A 26502-nucleotide genomic window follows, 5' to 3' on the forward strand; every position below is an offset into this window, starting at 1 on the left:
AAGAACTTTCATGTATTCCAATAAATTAGTACTATTATATCACATTTTATCTGGATTGAGAAAAGAGTAACAAGCTATTCTCCACTCTCCAGTTCATCCATGTCTTGCTCAAATTTTTTCTGAGCCCATTCTCCATAACTTAATGCAATATATAAATTGCATTTTGTAAGATTTTATTAACAAAAAACTCTCTACTACAAAAAAGATAGAAAGTTTTCTGCTTATTCAATTTTTTCAAAATTTCTACGACATCGTAGGCCTTTAAATCTAATGTCTCAGCTGCGATTGTATTGTCCTCCATATCGTCTAGAAAGACACAATTTCTAGGTTCTAACTGGTACTTATCGAGAATCCCCTTAAACATTACCCATATCCAGTATTATATTCATCAGTCTGCCTCCATACTTATGTGTAAGTCTCTCTTTGTATCATACCTTCATATTCTCCTTACAAATCCTTTTGGTAATAAAATCTTTTTCCTGTGTAGGGATAGTCTTGCAAAGCAAAAACTTCCTTGTAGCCATGTTTCTGATAAAAGTCCGGTGCCTGGAACTGGTAGGTATTGACAAAGGCAAAACGACAGTTTCGATTCTTAGCTTCAGTTTCTGCTTGTTGCAATAGTTTTGAACCGATTCCTTGCCCTCTCAGTTCCTCTTTTACAAATAAATACTCGATTTCTAGCCAATTTCCAAAAGTCTCTGCTATCAAACCTGCCAGGAGATTGCCCTTTTCATCTTCGACATAAAGATTAAGTGGCTCACTTTCAGCCTCTTCTCTTTTTGACCGGTTATAAACACGAATCAGATTCCCTATTTCTTGCGCTTTCTGGGATTCCTTATTTTCCAATCTAAAGTACATCTAAACCTCCTCGAAAACTGATACAGCTTGATTATAGTCTTATTTCAATAGACTGTCAAACTAGCAAAAACCCACCAACTTGAGTTGATGAGTTTCAAATCTATTTTCTAAATTTCCACTGGCTGTAAATCCCGAAACCTATAATCCAGATAGCTGAACCGATTGCTCCTACAAATGTAGACTCTTGTAAAAAGAGGGTTACAAAGACAAAAGCAAAGAAGAGCATGGTTAGAGGATTTAGGAAACGATAGTGGAGCATGAGGTAGCCATCTGCCATAAAGTCTGGTGACTTGCGGTATTTAAGGTGAGCCACCATAATCAAGATATAAATGGCGATATAGACACCTGATGATGATGCCGTAATCAAGGCAAAGGCATCCGAAACACCTGGCAGGATATTGATAAAGGCTGCTAGGGCAATCAAGATTGTTGAAGCGATGATAGCATTTTGTGGCACGTTATGACGAGAAAGAGTATCTGCTTTAATAGCCTTTAGGAAGCGATTTGGTGAATCATGAGCAATCTGGTACAAATGACGTCCTGTTGAATAAAGGGTTGAGTTGAGAGCAGATGCTGCTGAGGTCAAAACGACGAAGTTAATCAAAGCTGCCGCCCACTTGATACCGGCCAATTCAAACACCGTAACAAAGGGAGAATCAGCTGAAGCAAGTTCACGCCATGGGATAATGGACATAATGGCCAAGAGAGCTCCACCATAGAAAAAGACGATTCGAAGAGGAATTTCCTTAACAGCTTTTGGCAAAACTTGACGTGGATTTTTTGTTTCTGAAGTTGTTACCCCGATAAACTCAATCATGAGATAGGCAAAGAAGACCATCTGGAAGGCCATGACAAAGTTAACTCTACCATTTGGGAAGAGGGAGAAATTATCAGTAATATTGGCCAAACTTGCTACTCCATGGGGTGTCTTAAAGCCTGTCAAGACCATAAAGACTCCTGTGGCAATCATGGCTAAAATGGCCACAATCTTGACCATCGCAAACCAAAATTCAACTTCTCCAAAGAGCTTAACCGCAATCAGATTGACCAAGGCTAGAATGGTCAAAAATCCAATCTCAATCATCCAACTTGGCCAGCTAGGAAACCAGAACTGAACATAGTGAGAGATAGCAGTGATTTCCGCCATACCGATAAAGACAACGGATAGCCAGTAGGACCAAACCGAGAAATAACCCCAACCCTTACCCAAATGACGCGTGATAAAGTTGATAAAGGTATGTTGCTCAGGGTCTTGGTAGAGCATTTCCCCAACCGCACGCATCATGAGGAACATAAAAGCCCCAGTAATCATATAAATCAGTACAATGGAAGGACCTGTTAGGCTGATAGAGCGACCTGCTCCTAAAAAGAGTCCTGTTCCGATTGTCCCTGCAATGGCCATAACCTGTACATGACGATTGGTCAGACCACGCTCCATCTTATTTTTCTTCTTTGAACTCATATCGTCTCCAATTCAATTTAATTTATACTCAATGAAAATCAAAGAGCAAACTAGGAAGCTAGCCGCAGGCTGTACTTGAGTACGGCAAGGCTACGCTGACGTGGTTTGAATTTGATTTTCGAAGAGTAGCAAAATGGAAAAAGGAGTGAGTGAAGCGCATCGCCTCCCCACTCCTTTTTTCTGTTTTTAGGCTGTTTTTTCAACCTTCAAGATTTTTACATCATAGCTACCAACAGGTGTTTCAATAGTTGCTGTGTCACCTGTTTTCTTGCCAATCAAGGCTTGTCCAATTGGGCTTTCATTTGAAACTTTACCTGCAAAGGCATCCGCACCAGCTGAACCTACGATAATATAAACTTCTTCTTCGTCCTCACCAATTTCTTGGATAGTGACTGTTTTCCCAATCGCTACTTCGTCCTGGGCAACTGAGTCGCTATTGACGATTTCAGCATAACGGATTTTTGTTTCCAAGCTAGAGATTTGTCCTTCGACAAAGGCTTGTTCATCCTTAGCTGCTTCGTATTCACTGTTTTCAGAAAGGTCTCCGTATGAACGGGCAATCTTAATGCGTTCTACCACTTCTGGTCGGCGGACCAATTTCAATTCTTCTAATTCTTTTTCAAGTTTTTCCTTTTCCTCAAGGGTCATAGGATATGTTTTTTCTGCCATTTTTTTCAACTTTCTTCTAATGATATTCTCTAAAGAAAATTATGTGAAGCTTCACATAATTTTAGTTTGTTTGGTTTAATTTGCTGTTGACATGTTCAGCTACATTACGATCATGTTCTTCCTGTGTCACTGCGTAATAGACTTTACCATCTGTAACATTGGCTACAAAGTAGAGGTTCTCACTCTTAGTTTGATTGATACTTGCTTCAATCGCGTCCTGACTTGGACTATCTACTGGACCAGGCATCAAACCAGGTTTTGTATAAACATTGTATGGTGAATTAATCGATGTATCAATTCCAGCATCTTCTGCTAGGCTAATATTTTGGCCTAGCTTCCCTTGGGCATACAAGATTGCAATATTGCTTTGAAGTGGCATACCAAGGTTCAAACGATTATAGAAGACACCTGCAATCAACTTACGATCTTCAGTCTTAGCACCTTCTTTTTCAACAAGTGAAGCAATTGTTAGCAATTCATTGACTGTCAAGTTTTTAGACTTGATTGCACTATAGTGCGGAGTCAAGGTCTTATCCATGGCTGCCAACATCTCATCAATCAAGCTTTCAATAGTCGTGCTTTCCTTGATAGAGTAGGTCGCTGGGAAAAGATAACCTTCCAAACGGTAACGAACTCCACTTTCTTTCGTTGGCAAGCTTTCGAGTAGGTTTGGATATTTAGCAACTGCTTGACTGATAAAGTTGTCATCTTGAACTTTAGCCAAGAAAGCATCTGCAGTCAAAGGCTCTTTAAATTCCCCTTGTAATTGGCCTACAGCTTGGGCGATTTGATCAATAGTATATCCTTCTGGAATGGTCAAATCTGCAAGGGAAGGTTCTTGAGGTTCAGGAGTACCACCTTTTTGGAGTTCCTTTATGATATCCTCTGTACTCATGCTCTTTTGCAAATTGTAATATCCAGCCTTCAAATCTGAATAATTCTTATATCTCGCATAAAAAGCAAAAATCACTCCGTGTTTAATCACACCAGAATTTTCAAGTGCTGAGCCAATCTCTTGGACATTGGCTCCTTCTGGGATTTGAACGGTTACATATTCCTTAGAATTTGCATCAACTGGTAATAAAGATGACTGGACATACTGATAACCGAAGTAACCGCCTGCCGAAACCAAGGCTAGGAAAATCAGTAGAGAAATGAAGAAAGCCTTCAGATGTGATTTTTTCTTCTTGACTGGTTTAACTGTCTCACGGCGACTACGACGTGGAATTTCAGAAGTGGCTTCAAAAGCTTCCGTTTCCATAACTGGTTCTGGTTTTGTTACTTCTTTTTGAGGATCTTTTTTAGCTTCAGTCTTATAAGAGACAGGCACTCTTGTTGGAGTCGCATTCGATTCTATTTCGACTTTTTGTAGACGACTAGTCTCTGTTCCTGGAACAGGTATTGATGGACTTGCTTCAGCTGGTGAAGTTGGAACATCTTGACTAGGGTGGGTTGGGACAACAGGAGTTTTTCTTTGAAGCTCTTCTGATGGAGAAGCTGGAACATCTTGACTAGGGTGACTAGGAGTAATCGGAGCTTCTTCTCTTGATTCAACTGCCGGTGATGCAGGCTCATCTTCACTAGGATGCTGTGGAACACGTGGAGCATTATCCATAATTTTTTCAACAGCTGATAGGGATGCATTCATCACATCTTCATCAGAAATTTTTGTGTTAGGGACAGACAAAGTTGGTTTTTTTTCAGCAAGCTCAGCGGCCTCTTGGCGAATCCCTTCATAATGTTTTACTTTTTCTAAATCACGTAAAATCTGCTCTTTAAAGCTTAATTTTTCGTCTTCTCTTGACTTTTCACTCAAAAGTTTTTCCTCCTCGTTGACAATCCATAATATTATATCTTAAAAACGAAAGAAAAGCAACCTAGCATGCTTTTCTAGCTTATTTTTTAGCTTCCGGTAACTTCTCAAAGTAACTTCCACTTGCCTAACCGAAGTGGAAATTAGTCTAAAACGGATTTTTATGGTGGAATTAAGTGTGAGACGTTTGAGTTAGAAATGAGGTCTACTATGACAAAACATAAACACCTTACCCTTTCAGACCGTAATGATATCCAATTAGGCTTAGAACGCGGTGAAACCTTCAAAGCTATTGGACAATCCATTCTAAAAGACCCAACTACTGTTTCCAAAGAAGTCAAACGAAACAGACAAGTCCGAGAGTCTACATGCGATAATCTTCCCTGCCCTCTACTCGACAAGGCTCCCTTTGTCTGTAATGGATGCCCTAAAAGAAGACAAAATTGTGGCTATAAGAAGATCTTCTACCTCGCTAAACAAGCTCAAAAACAGTACGAAAAAATTCTTGTAGAAGCTCGTGAAGGAACTCCTCTCAATTCCAAGACCTTCTGGGAAATGGATAAAATCATTTCTGATGGGGTTAAAAAGGGACAACACATCTACCATATTCTGAAAACTCATAACCTTGATGTCAGCTCCTCAACTGTCTATCGACACATCCGGAAAGGATACCTATCTATCGCTCCGATTGACCTAACCAGAGCCGTTAAATTCAAAGAAAGACGGAAAAGTAAGCTACCTTCCATCCCTAAAGAAGCTAAAAAAGGTCGTTCCTATGAGGATTTCCAAAACTATTTAACCCTTAATCAACTAGACTCTTGGCTGGAAATGGACACCGTTATGGGCCGAACCGGAGGAAAAGTCCTACTCACCTTCAATCTCTCTTTCTGTAACTTTATCTTCGCTAGACTTCTGGATAATAAAACTGCCCTTGAGGTTACCAAACACTTCTATGACATCAAAAACACTTTTCACCAAGCGGACAAAGATTTCTTCCAATTTTTCCCTGTCATTCTAACAGATAATGGTGGAGAGTTTGCCAGGGTTGATGATATCGAAATGGATGTGCGAGGAGAGAGTAAGCTTTTCTTTTGTGACCCTAATCGCTCTGACCAGAAAGGGAGAATTGAGAAAAATCACACGCTGATTCGCGACATTCTACCTAAAGGAACTTCCTTTGACAATTTAACGCAAGAGGATATTAATCTCGTCTGTTCGCATGTCAACAGTGTCAAACGTGCTGCTTTGAATGGAAAGTCAGCCTATGAGCTCTTTTCCTTTACTTACGGAGAAGAGATCCCTAAGCTTCTCGGCATTTCTAACATACCTGCAGAAGACGTCTGCCAGTCGTCTACATTACTCCAACATAAATTCTAAAAACTAACCTTTAACCCCATTCAAACGTCTCACACTAACTTCCACCATAGCGGAACTTACCCTGAAACGGATTTCCACTGGTTTTTACAATTTTTTTCAGACTAACTTCCACTTGGATTAGCAGTGGAACTTAGTTTGGGAATTTACCTTTTTTAGCTTCCCAGACCATATCATACCATGTTTCCCCTGCAAAGGTTGACTGGGACTGGCCTTCATTGACAAATCCATGCTTTCCGTAGTAGGCAATGAGATAGTCATGACAGGTTAGGTTAATACCTTCTCTTTCGTGTTTAAGAGCCAGTTCTTTCAAGGCTGTTAGTAATTTCTGACCAAGGCCAAGGCCCTGTGCTTCTTTGGCAATTGAAAGACAGGTCACAGAGATATAACCACCAGGCTCATGGCTATTGTCTTTTATCTCCTCTGTAAAAGACTGGTCCTGCAGATGGCGGTGTGGTCCAACTGGCCCTTCGATGTAACCTATGATGCTGCCTTCTTTTTCTGCAACCAGAAACGAGGTCTGAATTTCTCGCAAATGCGCCTCAAAAACAGAGCGAGGAATAGCTTCTTCAGCAGAAAAATTTTCTAGTTCGATCTCAAGAATACGATCTAAATCTTCTAATCTTGCTTTTCTGATTTTCATTGTGCCTCCAGATAAAAGGGATTAAACCAAATCATGCTAAACCCTTGACTAGCTTCATAAAGCGAAGTTACTTCTTCTTCATCAACAAAACCGTTCATTTCAAAGTAAGAAAGCAGCTCATCAGGACTCTTCAAACGAATAGCTTTGTAATCCTGCTCAACCGCCACCTCTTTCAAAGCTGCAAGAAGAAGCGTTCCCAAGCCCTGTCTCTGATGGTCAGCCTCGATGACCAAAGAATGCACTTCTAGACATTGCGGATTGTGGGGCTGTGGGCCTCCTAAAACATAGCCCAAAAGCTGCTTTTCATCCCTAGCTAGAAGAAAGGTATCCGCATACTTACGGATACTTTCTTCTAAAATATGGGAAGGTTGCTGCTTTTCAGCTGGAAAAGATGAAGCCTGAAGTACCTCTATCTCAGCCAAATCAGACTTACATGCCTGAATGATCTTAATTGGAATTTCCATGGGGATAGCTTATTGAACATTACTTGTCAGGTTAGACAAGAGACGCTCGAATGAGTATTCATAGGTTTGGATGTCTCCGGCTCCCATAAAGACATAGACAGCATTATCATGGTCTAGAAGTGGGGAAACATTTTCAACAGTGATAACTTGGTGTTTCTTATTGATTTTATTGGCTAGGTCTTCTACCTTAACATCACCATGGTCTACTTCACGAGCAGATCCATAAATTTGCGCTAGATAAACAGCATCCGCTTGGTTCAAAGCGTGGGCAAATTCGTCCAACAAAGCAATGGTTCTAGTAAAGGTATGAGGTTGGAAGACTGCTACGATTTCCTTGCTTGGGTATTTCTGACGAGCCGCATCCAAGGTTGCAATGATTTCTGTTGGATGGTGGGCAAAGTCATCGATAATCACCGTGTCATTGACAATTTTCTCAGTGAAACGACGCTTAACTCCGGCAAATGTTTTCAAGTGTTCACGCACCAAGTTCAAATCAAATCCTGCTGTGTAAAGAAGACCAATAACGGCTGTCGCATTCATGATATTGTGACGACCAAAGGTTGGAATGTGGAATTGACCCAATTCTTGACCACGGAAATGAACTGTGAAGGTTGAACCAGTTGTTGAACGAAGAAGATCGCTAGCTACAAAGTCATTGCCTTCTGCTTCAAAACCATAATAATAAATCGGTGCATCAGACGTAATCTTACGCAATTCAGCATCTTCACCGTAAATAAACAAACCTTTAGTAATTTGTTTAGCATAGTCGTTAAAGGCATTGAAAACATCCTCTAGACTTGTGAAATAGTCTGGATGGTCAAAGTCAATGTTGGTAATAATAGAGTATTCTGGGTGATAAGGCATGAAGTGACGCTCATATTCGTCAGATTCAAAGACAAAATATTTGGCATTGGCTGAACCACGACCTGTCCCATCTCCAATCAAGAAGCTAGTATCTGTAATGTGAGACAAGACATGAGACAACATACCTGTAGTGGAAGTTTTTCCATGCGCTCCAGCTACTCCCATGCTGACAAAGTCACGCATAAAGCTACCTAGGAATTCATGATAACGTTTGTAGCTGATGCCATTTTGGTCCGCATAGGCAATTTCAACATTGTTATCTGGACGAAAGGCATTCCCAGCGATAATTTCCATATCAGGGTCCAGATTCTTTTCATCAAAAGGAAGAATGGTAATTCCTGCCTGCTCTAGGCCACGTTGAGTAAAGTAGTACTTTTCAACATCTGAACCCTGTACCTTATGCCCCATTTGGTGCAACATCAAGGCCAAGGCACTCATCCCTGATCCCTTAATTCCGATAAAATGATATGTCTTTGACATGTTCCCTCCCTATTCCGTAATTCTTGTCAGATTCAACTCTTGGGCAACCTGACGTTCTTGTTCTTTTTGCTTATTCTTTTTATTGTAGATTTGGCTCTTCCGCAGAAAATCATAGTTGTTTTTCTTTGGGTTTGAAGTTGCTTTTGACTCTGCTTGAGTCGAAATATTGCCAACCTCTTCCGCCAAGATGTAATGAGACTGGGTCAATTTTTGACTATATTTGACAAATTCACCAGGATTTTCCTTTTGGAAAGGCGCGGTAGGTTGATTGCCCTGTCTAACTAGACTTGGCTGAGAATGGCGTTTTGTAGGAGTAATATCCTTAGTCAGATAACTTGCTGATCGCTTCTTTTTTAAGTCGGCACGCGCTTCTTCACGCGCCACCTCCGCATAGCTCTTTCCTTCTTTCTTAGCACCTAAACGACCCTTCTTAGGTTTCTCTACTGGCTTTTCAATCGGTTTGACCGGCTCTTCTTCAGTAATAGGGGCCCACTCCAGATAATTCTTATCACGGTATTCTCCCTTGATATTACTGATAAAGTCAGATTCATCATAGAGGTCCATAACCGGCATCTCAGTCAGCATGACCTCATCATCTGACACCAATGGAAATCGTTCTTCTCTCATTTTCTATTTCCTTTCAACACTTCATTATAGCGTATTGTCTTGATTTTTCAAGTGCTGGCTTCAGAAATTCCCAAAATTTCTCTAATTTCTGCTAGGGTCAGACTGCCACGTGACTCTGTGCCGTCCAATACTTGTGATACCAGATGTTTCTTCTGTTCTTGGAGTTCCTGAATTTTTTCTTCAATGGTTCCCTTGGTCACCAAGCGATAAACCTCAACCGTTTTTTCCTGACCCATCCGATGGGCACGGCCAATAGCTTGCGCTTCCACGGCCGGATTCCACCAAAGGTCAACCAAGATCACTGTATCAGCACCTGTCAGGTTCAGACCGACACCACCAGCCTTAAGAGAAATCAGAAAGGCATCTCTTTCTCCCTGGTTAAAGGCCTTGGTCATGTCTTGTCTTTCCTTGGCTGGGGTTGAACCTGTAATTTTAAAGGAAGTCAAGCCCAAGTCAGGCAGTTCTTGTTCAATTTTCTCCAACATTCCCTTAAACTGCGAGAAAATCAATACACGGCGTCCGCCATCTGCCACCTGTACCAGCAGGTCTCGGAGACTATCTAGTTTACCACTGGCACCCTGATAATCTTCCATAAAGAGGGCAGGGGTGTCACAGATTTGACGCAAGCGCATCAAACCAGACAAGATTTCCACCCGACTTCGTTGGAATTCCTGATCTGACACTTGAGCTAGATGGTCCCGCATCTGTTGCAACTGAGCTAGATAAATAGCCTTTTGCTGATCTTCCAGTTCATTCTTATAAACTACTTCAATCAAGTCTGGCAATTCAGTCAGAACTTCTTCTTTCTTGCGTCGCATCACGAAAGGCTTGATAAACTGAGCCACTCGCTCAGCTGGCAATTTCATAAATTCTTTCTTGCTTGGCAAAAGTCCTGGCATGACGATTTGGAAAATAGACCACAACTCACCCAGATGGTTTTCAATCGGAGTTCCTGACAAGGCAAAAACCGACGGCACCACAAATTGTCTCAAGGTCTGGGCGATCTTGGTCTGGGCATTTTTCATGACCTGGGCCTCATCTAAGAAAAGGAAGTCAAAGGCTATCCCCTGATAAAGATCACTGTCCTGACGGAAAGTAGCATAGCTCGTCACATAGATTTGATGGCTCTCAGCAAGAATCTCTTCACGACTAGCTTTCAAACCATGAACAACAGCCACATCAAACTGTGGAGCAAATTTCTTAAACTCATCTACCCAGTTGTAAATCAAACCTGACGGAGCGATAATCAAAACCCGACTTTCTTTTGTCACTTGACTGGTCAAAAAAGCAATGGTCTGCAGGGTTTTACCAAGTCCCATATCATCAGCCAAAATCCCACCAAAACCATAATGATGAAGCATCTGCATCCAGCCGATTCCCTTTTCCTGATAATCTCGCAAGTCAGCCTTGACCTGCGTTGCTTGTCGAGGAAAGTCCTCTGGATGTGTCAAATCATGGGCCAGATTCTGGAATTCTTGTGAAAAAGAAACACGATCTCGTCCTTCAAAGAGATGAGCTAAACTATAAGCCAAAGATTTTCGAGCCTGCAAGGCCCTATCTTTTAATTCAAACTGCCCCAGTTCCTGTAGATTTTGGCGAATGTTCTTGGTTTCTTCATCAAAAAAGTAGACTTGATTGGACGAATCAATATAAAAATCTCGATTATCAACCAAGGCCTGCATGGCTTGATCAATTTCCTCTTGAGCAATATCTTGAAAATCAAACTGGATTTCCAAGAGACCTCCCTTGGAAGCAATCTGCACTTGAGGACTCGCTAGGCTATAAAGCTCTTCTAACTTGTCTGATAAATCAACATTCCCGAGTTTTTCAAAGACTGGAATGATTTCATGGAAAAAATGATAAACAGACTCCGCTTTTAAGGCTTGACGCCAAGATTGAAAATCTGCTTCAAAACCAGCTGCCAAACAGACTTGGAAAACTCTTTCTTCTAAGTCAGCATCACTGGAAAATGGTAATTCTTCTAGCTCTTGTCGGCTAGATACCTGCTTATCTCCATAATCAAACTGAATTTCTAAACGAATTCGATTATCCTCTTCCCTGTCAAAGTAAAAAGAGGGGACAAAAGATTTGATTTGTAAGCGTTCTGGAGCTGAAACGGTGCCCATCTGACTAAAGAGAGTTAAACAAGAAGCCAATTTATCTCGATCACTGCTATCAAATTGCAGGTATTTCTTTCCATGTCGATCCAAAGGCAGCGCTTTGATTTCCTTGAGAAGACGCATCTGCTGGTCTGTTAGAAAATAAACCTGTCCTTTATGGAAAAGCACAGCTCCTTGATAAAAGACATTGACCCTTGGACTCTCACTGATTTCCATTTCAAAATAATCCGAATATTCTGTAACTGTAAAGGCATATAGATTGGCATCAGCATTCATATCCTGAAACAGCAGAATTTGGTAACTATCCACTTGATGGTCAAACTGAAAATGGGGCAAGGTCATCAATAAATTCACACCCTGCTCAAAAAAAGTCAGAGGGAAAAAGAGATGCCGACCTTGATTTTGGAAAAAGAGGTCTGGAGCCTGTCCTTCCTCCATTAGTCCACGCAAGAAAGTCAGAAGTTCTTGACTGGCTTCATCAAAGGCTTCCCAAGATAGAGACTCCTCATAAGTTTTTCCAATCATATAAGATTTTCTCTTCTCAACAACCTTTAAAAAGAGTGGAATATCCCGAATGACATAGTATCTTTGACTATTGAGTTGCCCGATTCTCAGCGTCCACAAGATATGATTGCTTCCTGCTTCCACCTGACCGACAGCCGACAACTCATAGGCTCGGTCTGATTTTGGAGACAAAATTCGGTCCAAAAATTTTCCACCCAAGGTCACCTTGGTTTCAACGGCCTCTTTTTCCTCATGACCTTCTTCCAGACTTTGCAAGATTTCCTGACCACGCTCATCATTTTTCAGAAAATGCTCCAACGCTGCCAAATGCACACAGTAGCCCCTCTTTTGGAAAAAATTGCAAGCACAAAAAACTAAGTCATCCTCTAAACTATAGCGCAGTTCTTCTTCTGCAACGCGAGCGTAGAGCCGATTATTCTTTTCCTTGATGATGTCAACTTTACCAGTTTCACAAAGGGCAACTCCTTCGATACGGACTTTCCCCGGAATCAATTTAGCCATATTTCTACCTTTACCTTATCTTTTTATTATACCATATTTTCCCCTATGAAAATAGCCTCCTAGGGATACTTTTCTCCTAGAAGGCTGGATTTTAAAGTTTAGCAAAAGTTGTCACAATCCGCTGACAAACTTCTTGCAGTAGAGATTTAGGCATAGCTACATTGAGGCGGGCATGGAGACTACCTTCCTCTCCAAAATCCAAACCACGGTTGAGGATAACCTTAGCTTCATTTCTCAACAGCTCTTGCAATGTTTCATCAGTCAGGTCATAGGCTGAAAAATCAAGCCAAATCAAGTAGGTTCCTTGCGGTTTCATGACCTTGATTTTAGTCTCTCTTCCAAATAAATCGACCACATAATTAATATGGTCTTCAAAGACTTGCTTGAGCTCCTCTAACCAATCTTTACCATAGCGATAGGCAGCTTCTGTCGCCAAATAACCCAAGCCTGAAATTTCATGCTGATTATTAGCAAGCTGGCGCTTTTGGAAAGCCAGTCTTAACTTAGGATTTTCGATAATGGCATAAGAATTTTTCGTTCCAGCAATATTAAAGGTCTTGGTAGCACTGCTTAAAATCAGTGAAAATTCTTTAAAATCTTCATTTACTGTGTTAAATGACTGGTGCTTGTTTCCAAACAAGGCCAAATCTTGGTGAATCTCATCAGATACTAGCAAAACTCCATGTTTTTGGCAGAGTTGGCCAATCTTCTCCAAGACTTCCTTTTCCCAAACACGTCCACCAGGATTGTGAGGGTTGCAGAGGATATAGAGCTTGACCTCCTCTTCTACTAAATCCTTCTCCAGTTTGTCAAAGTCAATCTCAAACAAACCATCCTTTTCCACCAAAGAATTGGTAATCAATCTACGGTTGTTCAACTTGACACTGCGTGCAAAGGGTGGATAAACAGGTGTGTTAATCAAAACCGCCTCGCCTTCTTTTGTAAAGGCTTGAATAGCTGTTGAGATGGCTGGTACCACACCCTCGATAAAGACAAGAGCCTCTTTGTCAAAGTGGTAACCGTGTTGTGTGGCTTCCCACTTTTGAACTTCCTTAATTAATTCTTCACTGGCATAGGTATAGCCATAAACCAGTTGATCAGCGTAAGTTTGCACAGCTTGGCGGATTTCAGGCAAGACGACAAAGTCCATATCCGCTATCCAAGCTGGTAGGACTTCACTATCCGTTTCTGCTTCTTTCCATTTATAAGTATGGTGCCCTAAACGATTGGGCAGGCTTGTAAAATCATATTTTCCCATCTTTGTCTTATCCTTCCAAGGCTTGGCGCAAATCTGCAATCAAATCTCTAGCATCCTCAATCCCAATTGACAAACGCAAGAGGTCATCTGTCAAACCATAAGAATGGCGCACTTCTGCTGGAATATCAGCGTGAGTTTGAGTCGTTGGATAAGTAATGAGACTTTCTACCCCACCCAAACTTTCCGCAAAAGAGAAGACCTTGAGGCTGTTTAAAATGTGAGGAATGCGTGTTTCATCTGCTACTTTAAAGGAAATCATGCCCCCACGACCAGTGTAGAGAACTTCCTTAACTGCTGGAGAATCCTTCAAAAAGGCAACCACTTCTTGGGCGTTAGCTGTTGAGCGCTCCATACGAAGAGACAAGGTCTTGAGACCACGAATCAATTGATAGCTGTCAAACGGAGACAAGACTGCCCCTGTCGTATTGAGATTGTAAAAGAGCTTCTCGTATAGTTCTAAACTATTGGTCACAACCACTCCAGCCAAGACATCATTGTGCCCTGCTAGATACTTGGTTGCTGAATGAAGAACGATATCTGCTCCATCTTCAATCGGACGTTGGTAGATAGGGCTATAGAAAGTATTGTCCACCACCACTTTGGCACCCTTAGCATGAGCCAATTTTGCTAGTTTTTCGATATCAAATTCCAACATCAAAGGGTTGGTTGGAGTTTCGATATAGAGAACATCCACGTCCTTCTCCAACTCGGCAATCAACTCTTCTTCTGTATTGGCATAGGTGAAATGGAAACGGCCTTCCTGCTCCACTTGGTTGAACCAGCGGAAAGATCCACCGTAAAGGTCACGAACAGCCAAAACCTTACTTCCTACTGTAAAGACACTAAAAGCCAGTACAATAGCTGACATCCCTGAGCTAGTCGCTAGGGCATAGTCTGCGGACTCAATAGCTGCCAATACTTCTTCTGCCTTACTGCGAGTTGGGTTTTTTGTACGCGTATAGTCAAATCCAGTAGATTGACCAAACTCTGGATGCTGATAGGTCGTTGAAAAATGAAGCGGTGTCACCAAAGCTCCTGTCGCTTCATCTGATTTAATACCCGCCTGGGCCAAAATTGTGTTGATGTGTAATTCCTTGCTCATACAATACCTCCAAATCTATAGTAACTATTGTACCACTTATTTTCATCAACTCATTTTCTTCTTTTCAAGAGCTAGTTATAGTTTCAAACTATAGACTTATCGAGTAAAGCTAAAAAGAATCCAGAAAAGCTTCCAGATTCTTTTGTGACGATGATTGCTAGAGTTTACTTTGACTGAAAGAAATCCTGTTGGGCTAAATAGTCATAATGATCTTTGTTAAATTGATATTGGCCAACATGCTGACTAACCTGACCGACATCCACGGAGAAAATATAGTCTTCATTTTGATGATGCCAATTAAGTCTAACTGTATTCAAAACTGTCTTATAAATAAAATCTTGAACTTGATTCCAAGGCATCTCTACGACTTGATTAGAACGATTTTCTATTACATCACTGATGTCCATCAAGTAGATTCCCTTAGGTGTGAATGCCAGAATCTTAGGCTTCACACTCGACTGAACATAGTAGGAACCACCTATAATGAAAAAATCAATAAAGGATTTCAACCATGTCTTTTTCTTGAAAGCCATCAGAAAATTCCTTTGTCCCTCGATATGACAAGTTGAAAGAAATGATTCAATCTGTTTTTCTGTTGCAAACTCCATAATAGCGCCCATGATGTTACCTCCATAAAAATCACTAAATAGCCCGTTAAGAATTCTTCACTTAAAGAAGAACTTATCATTTGTTGCGTTTTATCTTATTTTTTTAGTAGACAGCATCCCTCCTATAACATTACCCTAGCATGTGCATACTTCCATTAACGCTGGAAGAGACTTTCGAAAATAGTTTCTCACGTTTTTGTTATATTCATTATAACATAAATTTAATAAACCAATTAAAAAATGTAAGCACTTTTCTTCCAAATTCGCCATCATTCTATAAAAAAAAACGACAGCTTCTTTCGAAACCATCGTTTTTCTTGAAAAATCCTTATTTGACATGTTTTGCCAATTCTTCTTGGGCTTTTTTATTGGATTCTTCTTTTTCTTTCAGCCATTTTTCTTTGGCTTTTTCATATTCATCTTTTGTGACTGTCTTATCTTGTACTTTGAGGTATTTATATGATTCAACCCCTTTATTACCAGCCAATGAATACGGTGAAGAGAATGGAACTGTTTTTCTCAATGTTGGTGTTCCGCCTAGTGAAACATTTGGAATTGCTAGAGAGCTATCTACCAACCAAGCTTGGGCATCCGCATATTTTTCATAACGTTTAGCCGGATCTTGCTCCTTATTAGCTTCTTCCAACATTTGAGTGTAGACATCTAGTCCAACAGCCTTGGCTTTGTCATTGGCTTCACCCGGCTCTAAACCTAGATTTTGCAACACTCCACCAGAATTAATATTAAAAATATCAAGGTAGCTTGATGGATCTTGATAGTCTGCGCTCCAGCCACCGTTGTATAGATCGTAATCCTTCTGAGCTGCAGTCTGAGCCAAATAGCTTGTATTATCAAAGTCTTCAGTAGAAAGTTGTTGAATATCAATTACAACATTTTCTGCACCTAAGGCTGCTTCAATAGATTGCTTCATAGAATTTGCCTCTTGGACACCCTTTTTAGCAGCTTGGTCAACTGTCATGTCCAAGTGGATAGGGAATTGGACTCCTTTAGCTTGGAGTTCTTTCTTAGCTTCAGCAAATTTAGCCTTGGCTTTTTCAGCATTGTAGTATGGATCTTGAGCATCTGCAAAGTTGATTCCTTGCCATTCCTTACCATAATTGACCATCTTAGAGGCTACTACTTCACCAAAGTCTTTTCCGTTGATACTTACAAAGTTTGGAGGAACAACCAAGTTACGCAAAATCTTAGTTGCACCATCTTCTCCCTGAGATTGAGCCCCGTAAGCTGTACGGTCATAGGCAAAGTTGATGGCTTGACGAAAGTTTTTGTTAAGAACCGCTTCCTGAGTCGATTTCTTTTCAGCATCACTTGTTTTTGAAGTGAATTTATAAGATTTTCTATCTAAATTGAAGTTTAAGAAGTAAGAAGTTGCATTTTGCAAGCTATAGATGATATTGTCCTTATTCTTTTCTTTAATCCCTTCAAAGCTTGAACTATTTGGATAAAGACGAGCGTAGCTATAAGCCCCCTCGACAAAGTTACGAGCCAGTGCATCTTGGTCACTACCATCATAATAGGCCAATTTGACATCATCTACAAAGACATTTTTAGCATCCCAGTAGTTAGGATTTTTCTTGAATTCGATGACAGATTTTGAAACAAAGGATTTCATCAAGAAAGGTCCATTATACAAAATGCTAGATGGGTCTACCTTCCCAAAATCATCCCCTTTTGATTTCAAGAAATCTGCATTGACTGGGAAGAGAATGGTTGAAGTTGTTTTTGAGTTCCAATAAGATTCTGGTCGTGTCAAGGTATATTGAACAGTTTGGTCATCAAGAGCCTTAACTCCGACAGTTGAAAAGTCGCTTGTTTTACCAGTGATATAGTCATCTAAACCAGCAACGGATTCTTGCACTAAGTACAAGGCTTCTGATTTTTTATCAGCCGCATATTTCAAACCAGTGACAAAATCTTGGGCAGTTACAGGAGCATATTCTTCCTCTTCTGAAGTATACCACTTCATATCCTTACGAAGTTTGTAGGTATAGGTCAAACCATCCTGAGAAACAGTCCAATCCTCTGCTAAGGATGGAACGTAGTTACCGTATTGGTCATTTTCCATGAGACCATCTACCAGATTAGTCACAATATCATTGGTCGTTGCACGGTTTTCTGCTAGATAGTTCAAACTAGATGGATCGCTAGAATAAACATAGTTGTATGTTTTAGATGAACTAGCTGAATTCCCACATGCACTCAACATAATACCTGCGCCTAACACGACACCTGCCAGAGTTGCATACTTTGCCTTAGACATTTTCATTTCCAGAACCTCCTGATTTAAATATTTGTCTTATTATACAACTCATGTTTTATTTAGTCAATAGGTTTTTTAAAAAAATTAATTATTACATCTATAAACTATAGAAATTATTCTACAAAATAATAAAAAAGAGAATAATCTAATCATTTCTTGATAGAAATGTTCAAATTATCCCTTTTATTTATAAATATTTTTTTAAGTTAACTTTAATTTGATTCGTAAGCGATCTGCTTGAGCTTTTCCGATCACCTTATCCAACAAACGGGTACGGAGACTCATAACTCCATAAACACCCCCACCCATGGCACCAACAAGGGCTACATATAGAAAACTCCACAAACGTCCACTTGGTTGGAAGACAAATCCTAAAATCCACTGGAATGTCCCAACTACTAGAAACATGAAAAGAGTTAACAAACTGATTAAAATGGTTCGTTTCAAAATCACCTTGCGCTTGACACCAGTTACCTTGCAAATATCCCGATACATCAAAACATTAGGAATGATGAGACCGATGGTTGTAGAAATCAAAGGTCCATAACTGTGGAAGAGAGCGATGGTTGGCAGTTGCAAGACCAGTTTGGCAATGGAACCATAGATAAAATAGAGAACTGCCTTGCGATTTCGAAACATAGCTTGAAGCATTGGTGACAAGACCATGTACAAGCCTAGAATTGTTGATTGCAAGACCGCAAAGATAAATAAGCCCATAGCCAATCCATCTGGCTTACCGTAAAAGACTGTATAAAGAGGCTCCCCTACCATGACCACTCCAATTGTTGCCGGCAGTAAAAATAAGAAGAGCATGGTGAGGCTATCTTGGACTAGGCGAGCCGCTGCTGACAAATCCCCCTTGACATAGTTCTCTGTCAAGAGAGGTAATCCTACACTACCAATCGAAACTCCAACAGAAATGAGAATCATGGTGATTTTATTAGGATTGGCAGAGAAATAAGAAAACATGACAACTAAATCTTCATTACTGTAGTTGGTAAACCACTTCATACTATTGATAAAGGTCATCTGGTCCAAAATCTGGAAAAGCTGGATAGCAGACCCTGTCAGGATAAATGGAATTGCTTCCTTAATCGTATCCATTAACAGGTGTTTGCTATCAATCTTATCTCGTGTTTCAAAGACCTTTTGAAGCATTCCTTCTTTATATAGGAAATAAAGTAAGACTGCGAAACTAGCTACCATTCCCACAAAGGCTGCAAAGGTAGACTGGGTGACTGCTGCTAGATAGTCTCCCGAACCAAGCTTCATGATGATAAAGGTTGCTAAGAGCATCCAAATAACTCGGATAACCTGCTCAGCGATTTGGCTCATAGCGTAAGGCTTGAGATTATTCATCCCTTGGAAAAATCCACGGATAACACTCATAGAAGGGAATATCAAGACAGCCCAAGCTAGACTTTGCATAATGGGGATGAGTTCCTTACCGACACCAGAAAGATCTGCCAACCAAGGCGCAAAGAGATATAAGACCAAAGCAAAGACAAGACCTAGTCCAGTCATAAAGCCCAGGAAACTTCGAATCAGAGCAAAACTATGCTCTTCTTCTTGCATGGTGTTATACTTGGCAACCTGCTTTGCGACTGCAACAGGAATACCTGCTGTCGAAACCAACAAGAACCAAGCATAGATATTGTAACCCATGGTAAAGAGACCATTTGCCTTAGCCGCATAAGACCCCATCCAGATATACCAAGGGATGATATAAATGGCCCCGAGCAGGCGACTGATAAAGTTACTAGCCGTTAGCCAAGCAGTCCCCCGTAACATCTGAGCCTGCTGGTGATTGTTTTCGTTAGACATAGATTCCTCATTTGATTTTAGTAACTAGGAAAAATTCCTCATCTTCCATTATAAACTTTTCCTTGTCACTTGTAAATTTACGACTTTCGGTTTACAATAGAAAGTATGATAAAGATTGAAAACGTATTAGATATTTTAAAGAAAGATGATCTCTTCCGTGAGATTATCGACCAAGGACATTACCACTACAACTACAGCGATGTTATTTTTGACAGTATCAGTTACGATAGCCGAAAAACACAAGAAAATAGCCTCTTTTTTGCAAAAGGAGCTACCTTTAAAAAAGAATTTATCCTTTCGGCAATCGCACAAGGACTTGGTTGGTATGTAGCGGAACAGGACTATGAAGTAGGTATTCCCGTTATTATCGTTAGCGATATTAAGAAAGCCATGAGTTTGATCGCCATGGAGTTTTATGGCAACCCTCAGAAGAAACTAAAACTCCTTGCTTTCACTGGAACTAAAGGAAAAACTACGGCAGCTTACTTTGCTTACAACATCTTAAATCAAAAACACCGTCCAGCTATGTTGTCAACAATGAACACTACCTTGGACGGTAAAACTTTCTTCAAATCTGCTCTGACAACTCCTGAAAGTATTGACCTTTTTGACATGATGGCCCAGGCTGTTGATAATGGAAGAACCCACCTCATCATGGAAGTATCCAGTCAAGCCTACTTGGTCAAGCGAGTCTACGGTCTAACCTTTGATGTAGGAGTTTTTCTCAATATCAGTCCTGACCATATTGGTCCTATTGAGCATCCAACCTTTGAAGACTACTTCTACCACAAGCGTCTCTTGATGAAAAATAGCCGAGCAGTTGTCATTAATAGCGATATGGACCACTTCTCTGTTCTAAAAGAACAAGTTGAGAATCAAGAGCATGACTTCTACGGTAGCCAGTCAAGTAACCAAATCGAGAACTCCAAAGCCTTTAGCTTCTCAGCAACGGGTAAACTCGCTGGAGATTATGATATTCAACTCATTGGACACTTCAACCAAGAAAATGCAGTCGCTGCTGGACTTGCCTGCCTTCGTTTAGGTGCTAGTCTTGAAGATATCAAAAAAGGGATTGCTACTACTCGTGTTCCGGGACGTATGGAAGTTCTCACTCAGAAAAATGGCGCAAAAGTTTTCATTGACTACGCCCACAATGGTGACAGTCTGAAAAAACTAATCTCTGTGGTTGAAACACATCAGACAGGAAAAATTGCTCTAGTACTTGGTTCAACTGGAAATAAGGGAGAAAGCCGTCGTAAGGACTTTGGCCTCCTCCTCAATCAGCACCCTGAAATTCAAGTCTTTCTAACGGCTGATGATCCAAACCACGAAGATCCAATGGCTATTGCAGATGAAATCAGTAGCTACATCAACCATCCTGTTGAGAAGATTGCCGACCGTGAGCAAGCTATCAAGGCTGCAATGTCTGTTACAGATCAAGAACTGGATGCTGTGATAATTGCTGGTAAGGGAGCCGACTGCTACCAAATCGTTCAAGGCAAGAAAGAAGCCTATCCAGGAGATGCAGCTGTCGCAGAAAATTATTTATAAGATAAAAAAATCAAGGGAAATGAAACCCTTGATTTTTTTATCTTATTTAAAAGCGTTTTTCAAACCTTCAACGGCACCTTCTACAGCACCTTTAGCATCTTCAGCTACTTCTTTTGCCTTAGCAACTGTCTTTTCTACAGCGCCTTCTGCTTCAGTATTGTTATCTCCAGTAACCTTACCAACTCCTTCTTTGACAGTTCCTGTTGCTTGTTCCAATTTGTTTTCAAGTGACATATAATTATCCCCTTTAATTTTATTCCGATATGTGTTACCGATTACATATAGTTTATACCAAATACTAAGGAAAGTCAAACAATGTGCTCAGAAACAAGAAATCAGGCCAAGTAGAAAGTTAATCTGTCCTTATCAAAATCAATAGCCAACTCATACTTTCCATCTTCATTTTGGACAATATAACCTAGAACAACTAAACTGTCCACAAAGATATCACGGCGTTTCTGCATAAGCTGGTCTTTTTTGAGAAATTTCAACAAAAAAGTCGTCATATATTTGAGAGCATACTCAGGATTGACATCTCCCAAAATAGCATAAAGTTCCTGTTGTTTTTCTGTCAAAGGATACTGATGTTTGACCTTGTAGAAATAATTGGATAGGGTCATTTTGGTTCGCGCAAAGTCTGTCTGTTCAAGTAAAATAGCTGCATTGGTTTGATTGCGCAATTCCGTCTCAAAACTCTGCTCCAACAAAGCTTGATAGACTGGACTATTTTCTTTAACAAAAATCTCTTGATCCAGTTCAAGACTATCAAGTGATTCAAGCATAGGAAGATTAAGGTAATAACGCTTATTTTCTCGTAGAATCAAGCCTGCCTTTATATACTCTTCCATGAGTTTGTCAACTGCTACATCTGGAAAATTAGCCTTAATTTCCCGCAAAATCACATCCTCATGCTGGTCCAGATAGCGGATTAATTCTCCAAAAAATGGCTGTCTCGTCAAACGAGATGGATTAAAAATCTGAATCATGAAGATTCCTTTCTTTACATTCTAACAGAGGCGATGCAGCCAACTGACTGGGATTGGTCCCAGCTTGGTTTAGAGGAACAGGCAAACCTAGTTCTCTATAATACTCCCTCCAAAAATCACTAATCTCCTGTTTTCCATTTCCAAATTTCATGGGAATGGTTTCAAAAATAGGTAGGATTTCTGCTATATACTGGGAACAGTAGAAAGCAGCTCCATCTGGATAGAAAGAAGCATTGTAGGGAGCTCCTAGATGTTTGCAAGCCTTTCCCTTCACAGACTGGATATCCATTTCTGGGTAGACATAAATGTCGTACAAGTAATTGGACTCAAAGAAGTCATCCGGTTCTTGACAGACAACACCAGCCTGTCCACTAGCATGGTAAATCATCCCATCCAAATAAATCGCAACATGGTTATAGTTACCTGTGGAAGTCTGGATGGCCTGTCCCATATCTGACTCATCTCTCACAAAAATCAAATCGCCATTTTCTAACATGCTTCACTCCTAGAAAAAAAGGAGCCGAAACTCCTTTCGATATATGGTAAACTAGCCTCTCCTAATTTGAATTAGCACTCAAAATCTTAAGCATTAAAGATTTCAGTCAATTGAGGGACCACTTGTTTCTTACGTGAAACGGCACCAGCAAGGAAAGCATGGTTGTTTTCAAGTTTGAAGTTGAAAGCCGCTTCGACCTTGCCCATATTAGCACCAAGCGCCAAGATTTCCGAGTTTGAGTTGACGATATCTGTAATCATCAAGACAAAGTCAGAGTAGCCGTTTGCTGCGTTAGCAGCTTGCATTGCAGCTTCAATTTCTGCTTGGCGTTCCAATACTTCAGCGATGTCAACTGTGTTTACTTGAGCAACACGGACATTATTTCCGTTCAATTCAAAAGTCTTAGCATCAATGTCAATCAATTCTTCAGCAGATTTGCTAGCTAAGTTTGTACCAGCCTTGAGCATTGCAAGACCGTACTCTTCCAAGTTTACACCAGCCAATTCAGCCAATTCAGGAGCAATGATTGTATCTGTTGGGTGTGTTGTTGGTGATTTCAAAAGAAGAGTATCTGAAATCAAACCTGAAAGCATCAAACCAGCAATCTCTTTAGGCACAGTCACACCATGTTCTTTGAACATACGATAAACGATTGAAGACGCTGAACCAACTGGCTCCAAACGCATATAGAGTGGGCTTGCAGTTTCAAAGTTAGCCACACGGTGGTGGTCCACAACACCATAAACTTCTACTTCAGCGATATCTGATACAGATTGTTGGAATTCATTGTGGTCAGTCAGGATAACTTGCTCTGCACCTTCTGCTTTAGCAGAAGTGATAACACGCGGTGCTTCTACACCAAAATAGTTCAAGACGAAAGCTGTTTCTTCATTTGGAGTTCCAAGGGCAACAGCTTCTGTATCCAAACCATAAGCTTCTTTTGCAAGGTAGGCAAAGGCTACAGATGACCCAATGGCATCTGAGTCTGGATTTTGGTGACCAAATACTAGAATCTTAGACATGATAATACCTCATTTTGTTTATTCTCTTTATTGTAGCATTTTTTTCACTTTTTGACAAAAGTAAGAGGAGTCAAAGGACTCCCCGCTACTCTTCAAAATAACTGAGTAAATTTCTATCTTGATTTTCAGATAAAAATTGCTCCTTCTGTGGTCTCTTTTTACGTTTCAGAAGGGCTTCGGCTGACAGGGCTTCTTCTTTACTATCGAAACCTTCTACATAGATAAGTTTTACTGGCAAGCGTGCTCGTGTGTACTTGGCTCCCTTCCCACTATTGTGAACGGCGATTCTTTTTTTGACATCCGTTGTATAGCCGGTATAGTAGGTCCCATCACAACACTCTACCACATACATGTAAGCCTTATGATCCATAGTAAATCTCTTGAATTTCTGGAGTATAGGAACCATCGTCATTATGAACAATGAGTGGTGGCAGAACCTTAAAACCGCTTGTTGAGCCATCCTTGATAGCCTCAATCAAAAGCATATTAGCTTCCTTTTCTCTTTTTGGATAAACAAACTGCAGGCGCTTAGGGGCTAGATTATGCCGTTGCAAGCTGTCCAAGATATCTAAAAGTCGATCAGGACGATGAACCATGGCCAAACGCCCATTAGACTTGAGAATACTCTGGGCACTACGACAGATTTCCTGCAAGTTGGTCGTGATTTCATGGCGCGCCAAGAGATAATGTTCGCTCTCGTTCAAATTGGAATGAGGATCCACCTTGAAATAGGGTGGATTACACAAAATCATATCTACCTTACTTCCCTGTATACGAGAAGGCATATTTTTCAAATCATCACAGATGACCTCCATCTGCTCTTCCAAACCATTCAAACGGACAGAGCGTTCAGCCATATCTGCCAAACGCTCCTGAATCTCAACAGCCAAAATCTGTGCCTGAGTCCGAGTGCTAGCAAATAGCCCCACTGCTCCATTCCCGGCACAGAAATCCACAATCAAGCCCTTCTTAGGGAAACGTGGAAAACGTGACAAGAGAACACTATCCACCGAATAGCTAAAAACCTCTCTATTTTGAATGATTTTGATATCTGTCGAAAAGAGCTGGTTAATGCGCTCCCCCGATTTTAATAATTGTTCTTCTTCCATGGTCTTATTATAGCAAATTTATATTAACATTACAAAGAATACAGATTTCTAACTAGTGCTTCTGATTCTTCAAATGTTGAAGGGCTTCCTTAGTCCAAATTGGCATCATTCGTTTGAGAGGAGCAAAACCATAGTTAAAGCGGTCGCTTGAAAAGCGTCTCCGTCTCGGAAACTGGTGCTTTTCTTCCTCCAAAGTGCGGATAGAAAGACTAGCTTTCCCTGTAAATTCATCTAAATCCACTACTTGAACTTGAACCTCCTCATCGATTTTCAAGGTTTCTTGGATATTTTCAATAAAGCCAGTCCGAATCTCTGAAATGTGAATCAGCCCCGTATCACCCGTCTCTAGTTCAACAAAGGCCCCGTAGGGCTGAATCCCAGTAATACGGCCCTTTAGTTTATCACCGATTTTCATCTTAGTCCTCGATTTCAATTGTTTTAATCACAACATCTTCAACTGGCTTGTCCATAGCTCCTGTCTCAACAGCAGCAATGGCATCCAAAACAGCGTAAGAAGCTTCATCAGCTAACTGACCAAATACAGTGTGACGGCGGTCTAGATGAGGAGTTCCTCCTTGGTTGGCATAGATTTCCGCAATCGGTTCTGGCCAACCACCACGAGCAATCTCTTTCTTAGAATATGGCAAATGTTGATTTTGCACGATAAAGAACTGGCTGCCGTTGGTATTTGGACCAGCATTGGCCATGGAAAGGGCACCACGAATATTGTAAAGTTCTTCTGAGAATTCATCCTCAAATGATTCGCCGTAGATTGACTCGCCACCCATACCAGTTCCAGTTGGGTCTCCACCTTGGATCATAAAGTCCTTGATAATACGATGGAAAATGACACCATCATAGTAACCATCTTTTGAAAGAGCTACAAAGTTAGCTACTGTTTTAGGAGCATGTTCAGGGAAGAGCTTAATACGCAAGTCTCCGTGATTGGTCTTAATAGTCGCGATAGGACCTTCTGCTGTTTCAATGTCTACTTGTGGGAAATGCAATTCTTTTTCTACCATACCAAATCCTTCTAAGGCATCAAAAATGCCATCTTCTTCTAATGTTTTTGTAATATAATCTGCTTTTTCTTTGATTTTTTCATGGGAAACACCCATAGTGATACTAATGCCTGCATAATCAAAGAGTTCCAAGTCGTTGAGCCCATCTCCAAAAACCATGACGTTCTCTGGTTTCAAGCCAAGGTGTTCCACAACCTTTTCCACACCCGTCGCTTTAGAGCCTGAAATCGGTACAATATCAGACGAATGTTGATGCCAACGAACCATGCGAAGTTTATCTGAGAGACTGTCAGGTAAGTGTAAGTCATCTCCCTTATCTTCAAAAGTCCACATCTGATAGATATCTACTTTTTCATGGAAGTCAGGATCCACATCCAAATCAGGGTAAATTGGATTGATAGCCTCACTGATCATCTCAGTTCGAGCGGAGAGTTTGGCATCATGACTCCCAACCAAGCCATACTCAATTCCTTCTTGCTTAGCCCAAGAGATATACTCCTCAACATCTGACTTCTCAATCTGATGCTGATAAATGACCTGACCTTTTTTATCTTCGATATAAGCCCCATTCAAAGTTACAAAAAAGTCAGGCTTGAGATCACGAATCTCCGGAACGACACCAAAAATCCCACGTCCAGAAGCAATTCCTGTTAAAATTCCTTTCTCACGTAATTGCTTAAAAACAGTTGGGATTGAAGCTGGAATAAAACCTGTCTTTGAATTCCGCAATGTATCATCAATATCAAAAAAGACAATCTTGATTTTCTTTGCCTTATATCTTAATTTGGCATCCATCTCACTACCTCCTTCAATTCACTCTTTCCATTATACCATAAAGTAGGC

At 40.6% G+C, this 26502-nt stretch carries 24 protein-coding genes and 1 pseudogene; 2 read left to right on the forward strand and 23 right to left on the reverse strand.

What is annotated here, in order from left to right; translation table 11 throughout:
* Positions 1-74: 74 nt before the first annotated feature.
* The 5 genes and pseudogenes from UKS_RS10025 to mltG form a co-directional block, all read right to left on the reverse strand.
* Positions 75-140, reverse strand: a pseudogene (locus tag UKS_RS10025) (DUF6773 family protein); the annotation flags it as partial.
* Positions 141-447: 307 nt separating this feature from the next.
* Positions 448-858, reverse strand: a complete 411-nt coding sequence (locus UKS_RS07140) for a GNAT family N-acetyltransferase (protein ID WP_156012343.1) — start codon at positions 856-858, stop codon at positions 448-450.
* A 100-nt stretch (positions 859-958) separates the two neighbouring features.
* Positions 959-2320, reverse strand: coding sequence for an amino acid permease (locus UKS_RS07145; protein WP_173020473.1), 1362 nt, complete (start codon positions 2318-2320; stop codon positions 959-961).
* A gap of 186 nt (positions 2321-2506) precedes the next feature.
* A complete protein-coding gene (gene greA, locus UKS_RS07150) occupies positions 2507-2989 on the reverse strand; it encodes a transcription elongation factor GreA (RefSeq protein ID WP_000818768.1) in 483 nt (160 codons plus the stop codon).
* 61 nt (positions 2990-3050) lie between these two features.
* A complete protein-coding gene (mltG, locus tag UKS_RS07155; RefSeq protein WP_156012344.1) occupies positions 3051-4805 on the reverse strand; it encodes an endolytic transglycosylase MltG in 1755 nt (584 codons plus the stop codon).
* 207 nt (positions 4806-5012) lie between these two features.
* Between mltG and UKS_RS07160 the strand changes: the two genes are divergently transcribed.
* Positions 5013-6179, forward strand: a complete 1167-nt coding sequence (locus UKS_RS07160; protein WP_156012345.1) for an IS30 family transposase — start codon at positions 5013-5015, stop codon at positions 6177-6179.
* Positions 6180-6309: 130 nt separating this feature from the next.
* Here the strand turns inward: UKS_RS07160 and UKS_RS07165 are convergent, their stop codons facing one another.
* The 10 genes from UKS_RS07165 to UKS_RS07210 all read right to left on the reverse strand — a co-directional run bounded on the left by UKS_RS07165 (position 6310) and on the right by UKS_RS07210 (position 19473).
* Entirely contained in the window at positions 6310-6819 is a 510-nt protein-coding gene (locus UKS_RS07165) for a GNAT family N-acetyltransferase (RefSeq protein WP_156012346.1), read from the reverse strand.
* Positions 6816-7283: a GNAT family N-acetyltransferase gene (locus tag UKS_RS07170; protein WP_156012348.1), complete on the reverse strand. Its 468-nt coding sequence runs from the start codon at positions 7281-7283 to the stop codon at positions 6816-6818. The genes UKS_RS07165 and UKS_RS07170 overlap by 4 nt, the downstream gene beginning before the upstream one ends.
* Positions 7284-7292: 9 nt before the next feature.
* On the reverse strand, positions 7293-8627 hold the full coding sequence (gene murC / locus UKS_RS07175) for a UDP-N-acetylmuramate--L-alanine ligase (protein WP_156012350.1): 1335 nt from the start codon (positions 8625-8627) through the stop codon (positions 7293-7295).
* A gap of 9 nt (positions 8628-8636) precedes the next feature.
* The gene (locus UKS_RS07180) at positions 8637-9254 is read right to left on the reverse strand and encodes a cystathionine gamma-synthase (protein WP_156012352.1); all 618 of its coding nucleotides are present in this window, start codon (positions 9252-9254) and stop codon (positions 8637-8639) included.
* Positions 9255-9301: 47 nt separating this feature from the next.
* Positions 9302-12400, reverse strand: coding sequence for a DEAD/DEAH box helicase (locus UKS_RS07185; protein ID WP_156012354.1), 3099 nt, complete (start codon positions 12398-12400; stop codon positions 9302-9304).
* A 91-nt stretch (positions 12401-12491) separates the two neighbouring features.
* Entirely contained in the window at positions 12492-13658 is a 1167-nt protein-coding gene (locus tag UKS_RS07190) for a MalY/PatB family protein (protein WP_156012356.1), read from the reverse strand.
* Between the two features lie 7 nt (positions 13659-13665).
* Entirely contained in the window at positions 13666-14760 is a 1095-nt protein-coding gene (locus UKS_RS07195) for a cystathionine gamma-synthase (protein ID WP_156012358.1), read from the reverse strand.
* 164 nt (positions 14761-14924) lie between these two features.
* On the reverse strand, positions 14925-15380 hold the full coding sequence (locus tag UKS_RS07200; RefSeq protein ID WP_156012360.1) for a hypothetical protein: 456 nt from the start codon (positions 15378-15380) through the stop codon (positions 14925-14927).
* Positions 15381-15696: 316 nt separating this feature from the next.
* Complete coding sequence (locus UKS_RS07205; protein ID WP_156012361.1) at positions 15697-17655, reverse strand: peptide ABC transporter substrate-binding protein; 1959 nt, start codon at positions 17653-17655, stop codon at positions 15697-15699.
* A 195-nt stretch (positions 17656-17850) separates the two neighbouring features.
* Positions 17851-19473: a putative polysaccharide biosynthesis protein gene (locus tag UKS_RS07210; RefSeq protein ID WP_156012363.1), complete on the reverse strand. Its 1623-nt coding sequence runs from the start codon at positions 19471-19473 to the stop codon at positions 17851-17853.
* A 105-nt stretch (positions 19474-19578) separates the two neighbouring features.
* On the opposite strand from UKS_RS07210, the gene UKS_RS07215 reads away from it, so the two are divergent.
* The gene (locus UKS_RS07215; RefSeq protein ID WP_156012365.1) at positions 19579-21024 is read left to right on the forward strand and encodes a UDP-N-acetylmuramoyl-L-alanyl-D-glutamate--L-lysine ligase; all 1446 of its coding nucleotides are present in this window, start codon (positions 19579-19581) and stop codon (positions 21022-21024) included.
* Positions 21025-21066: 42 nt separating this feature from the next.
* On the opposite strand, the gene UKS_RS07220 is transcribed toward UKS_RS07215, so the two are convergent.
* The 8 genes from UKS_RS07220 to UKS_RS07255 form a co-directional block, all read right to left on the reverse strand.
* Entirely contained in the window at positions 21067-21258 is a 192-nt protein-coding gene (locus tag UKS_RS07220) for a CsbD family protein (protein WP_049496650.1), read from the reverse strand.
* A 101-nt stretch (positions 21259-21359) separates the two neighbouring features.
* On the reverse strand, positions 21360-22010 hold the full coding sequence (locus tag UKS_RS07225; RefSeq protein WP_156012367.1) for a DUF1803 domain-containing protein: 651 nt from the start codon (positions 22008-22010) through the stop codon (positions 21360-21362).
* Positions 21994-22506, reverse strand: a complete 513-nt coding sequence (locus UKS_RS07230) for a YiiX/YebB-like N1pC/P60 family cysteine hydrolase (RefSeq protein WP_156012369.1) — start codon at positions 22504-22506, stop codon at positions 21994-21996. The genes UKS_RS07225 and UKS_RS07230 overlap by 17 nt, the downstream gene beginning before the upstream one ends.
* Positions 22507-22592: 86 nt before the next feature.
* Positions 22593-23528: a manganese-dependent inorganic pyrophosphatase gene (locus UKS_RS07235; RefSeq protein ID WP_049496653.1), complete on the reverse strand. Its 936-nt coding sequence runs from the start codon at positions 23526-23528 to the stop codon at positions 22593-22595.
* 85 nt (positions 23529-23613) lie between these two features.
* On the reverse strand, positions 23614-23898 hold the full coding sequence (locus UKS_RS07240) for a GIY-YIG nuclease family protein (RefSeq protein WP_049496654.1): 285 nt from the start codon (positions 23896-23898) through the stop codon (positions 23614-23616).
* Positions 23888-24637, reverse strand: coding sequence for a tRNA1(Val) (adenine(37)-N6)-methyltransferase (locus tag UKS_RS07245; protein WP_049496655.1), 750 nt, complete (start codon positions 24635-24637; stop codon positions 23888-23890). Before UKS_RS07245 ends, UKS_RS07240 begins: the two co-directional genes overlap by 11 nt.
* Before the next feature lie 52 nt (positions 24638-24689).
* On the reverse strand, positions 24690-25052 hold the full coding sequence (locus UKS_RS07250; protein ID WP_156012370.1) for a S1 RNA-binding domain-containing protein: 363 nt from the start codon (positions 25050-25052) through the stop codon (positions 24690-24692).
* A gap of 1 nt (position 25053) precedes the next feature.
* A complete protein-coding gene (locus tag UKS_RS07255) occupies positions 25054-26454 on the reverse strand; it encodes a bifunctional Cof-type HAD-IIB family hydrolase/peptidylprolyl isomerase (RefSeq protein ID WP_156012372.1) in 1401 nt (466 codons plus the stop codon).
* Positions 26455-26502 lie beyond the last annotated feature (48 nt).

Origin of the sequence: Streptococcus sp. 116-D4 (assembly GCF_009731465.1) — a bacterium.
Lineage (GTDB): Bacteria > Bacillota > Bacilli > Lactobacillales > Streptococcaceae > Streptococcus > Streptococcus pseudopneumoniae_E.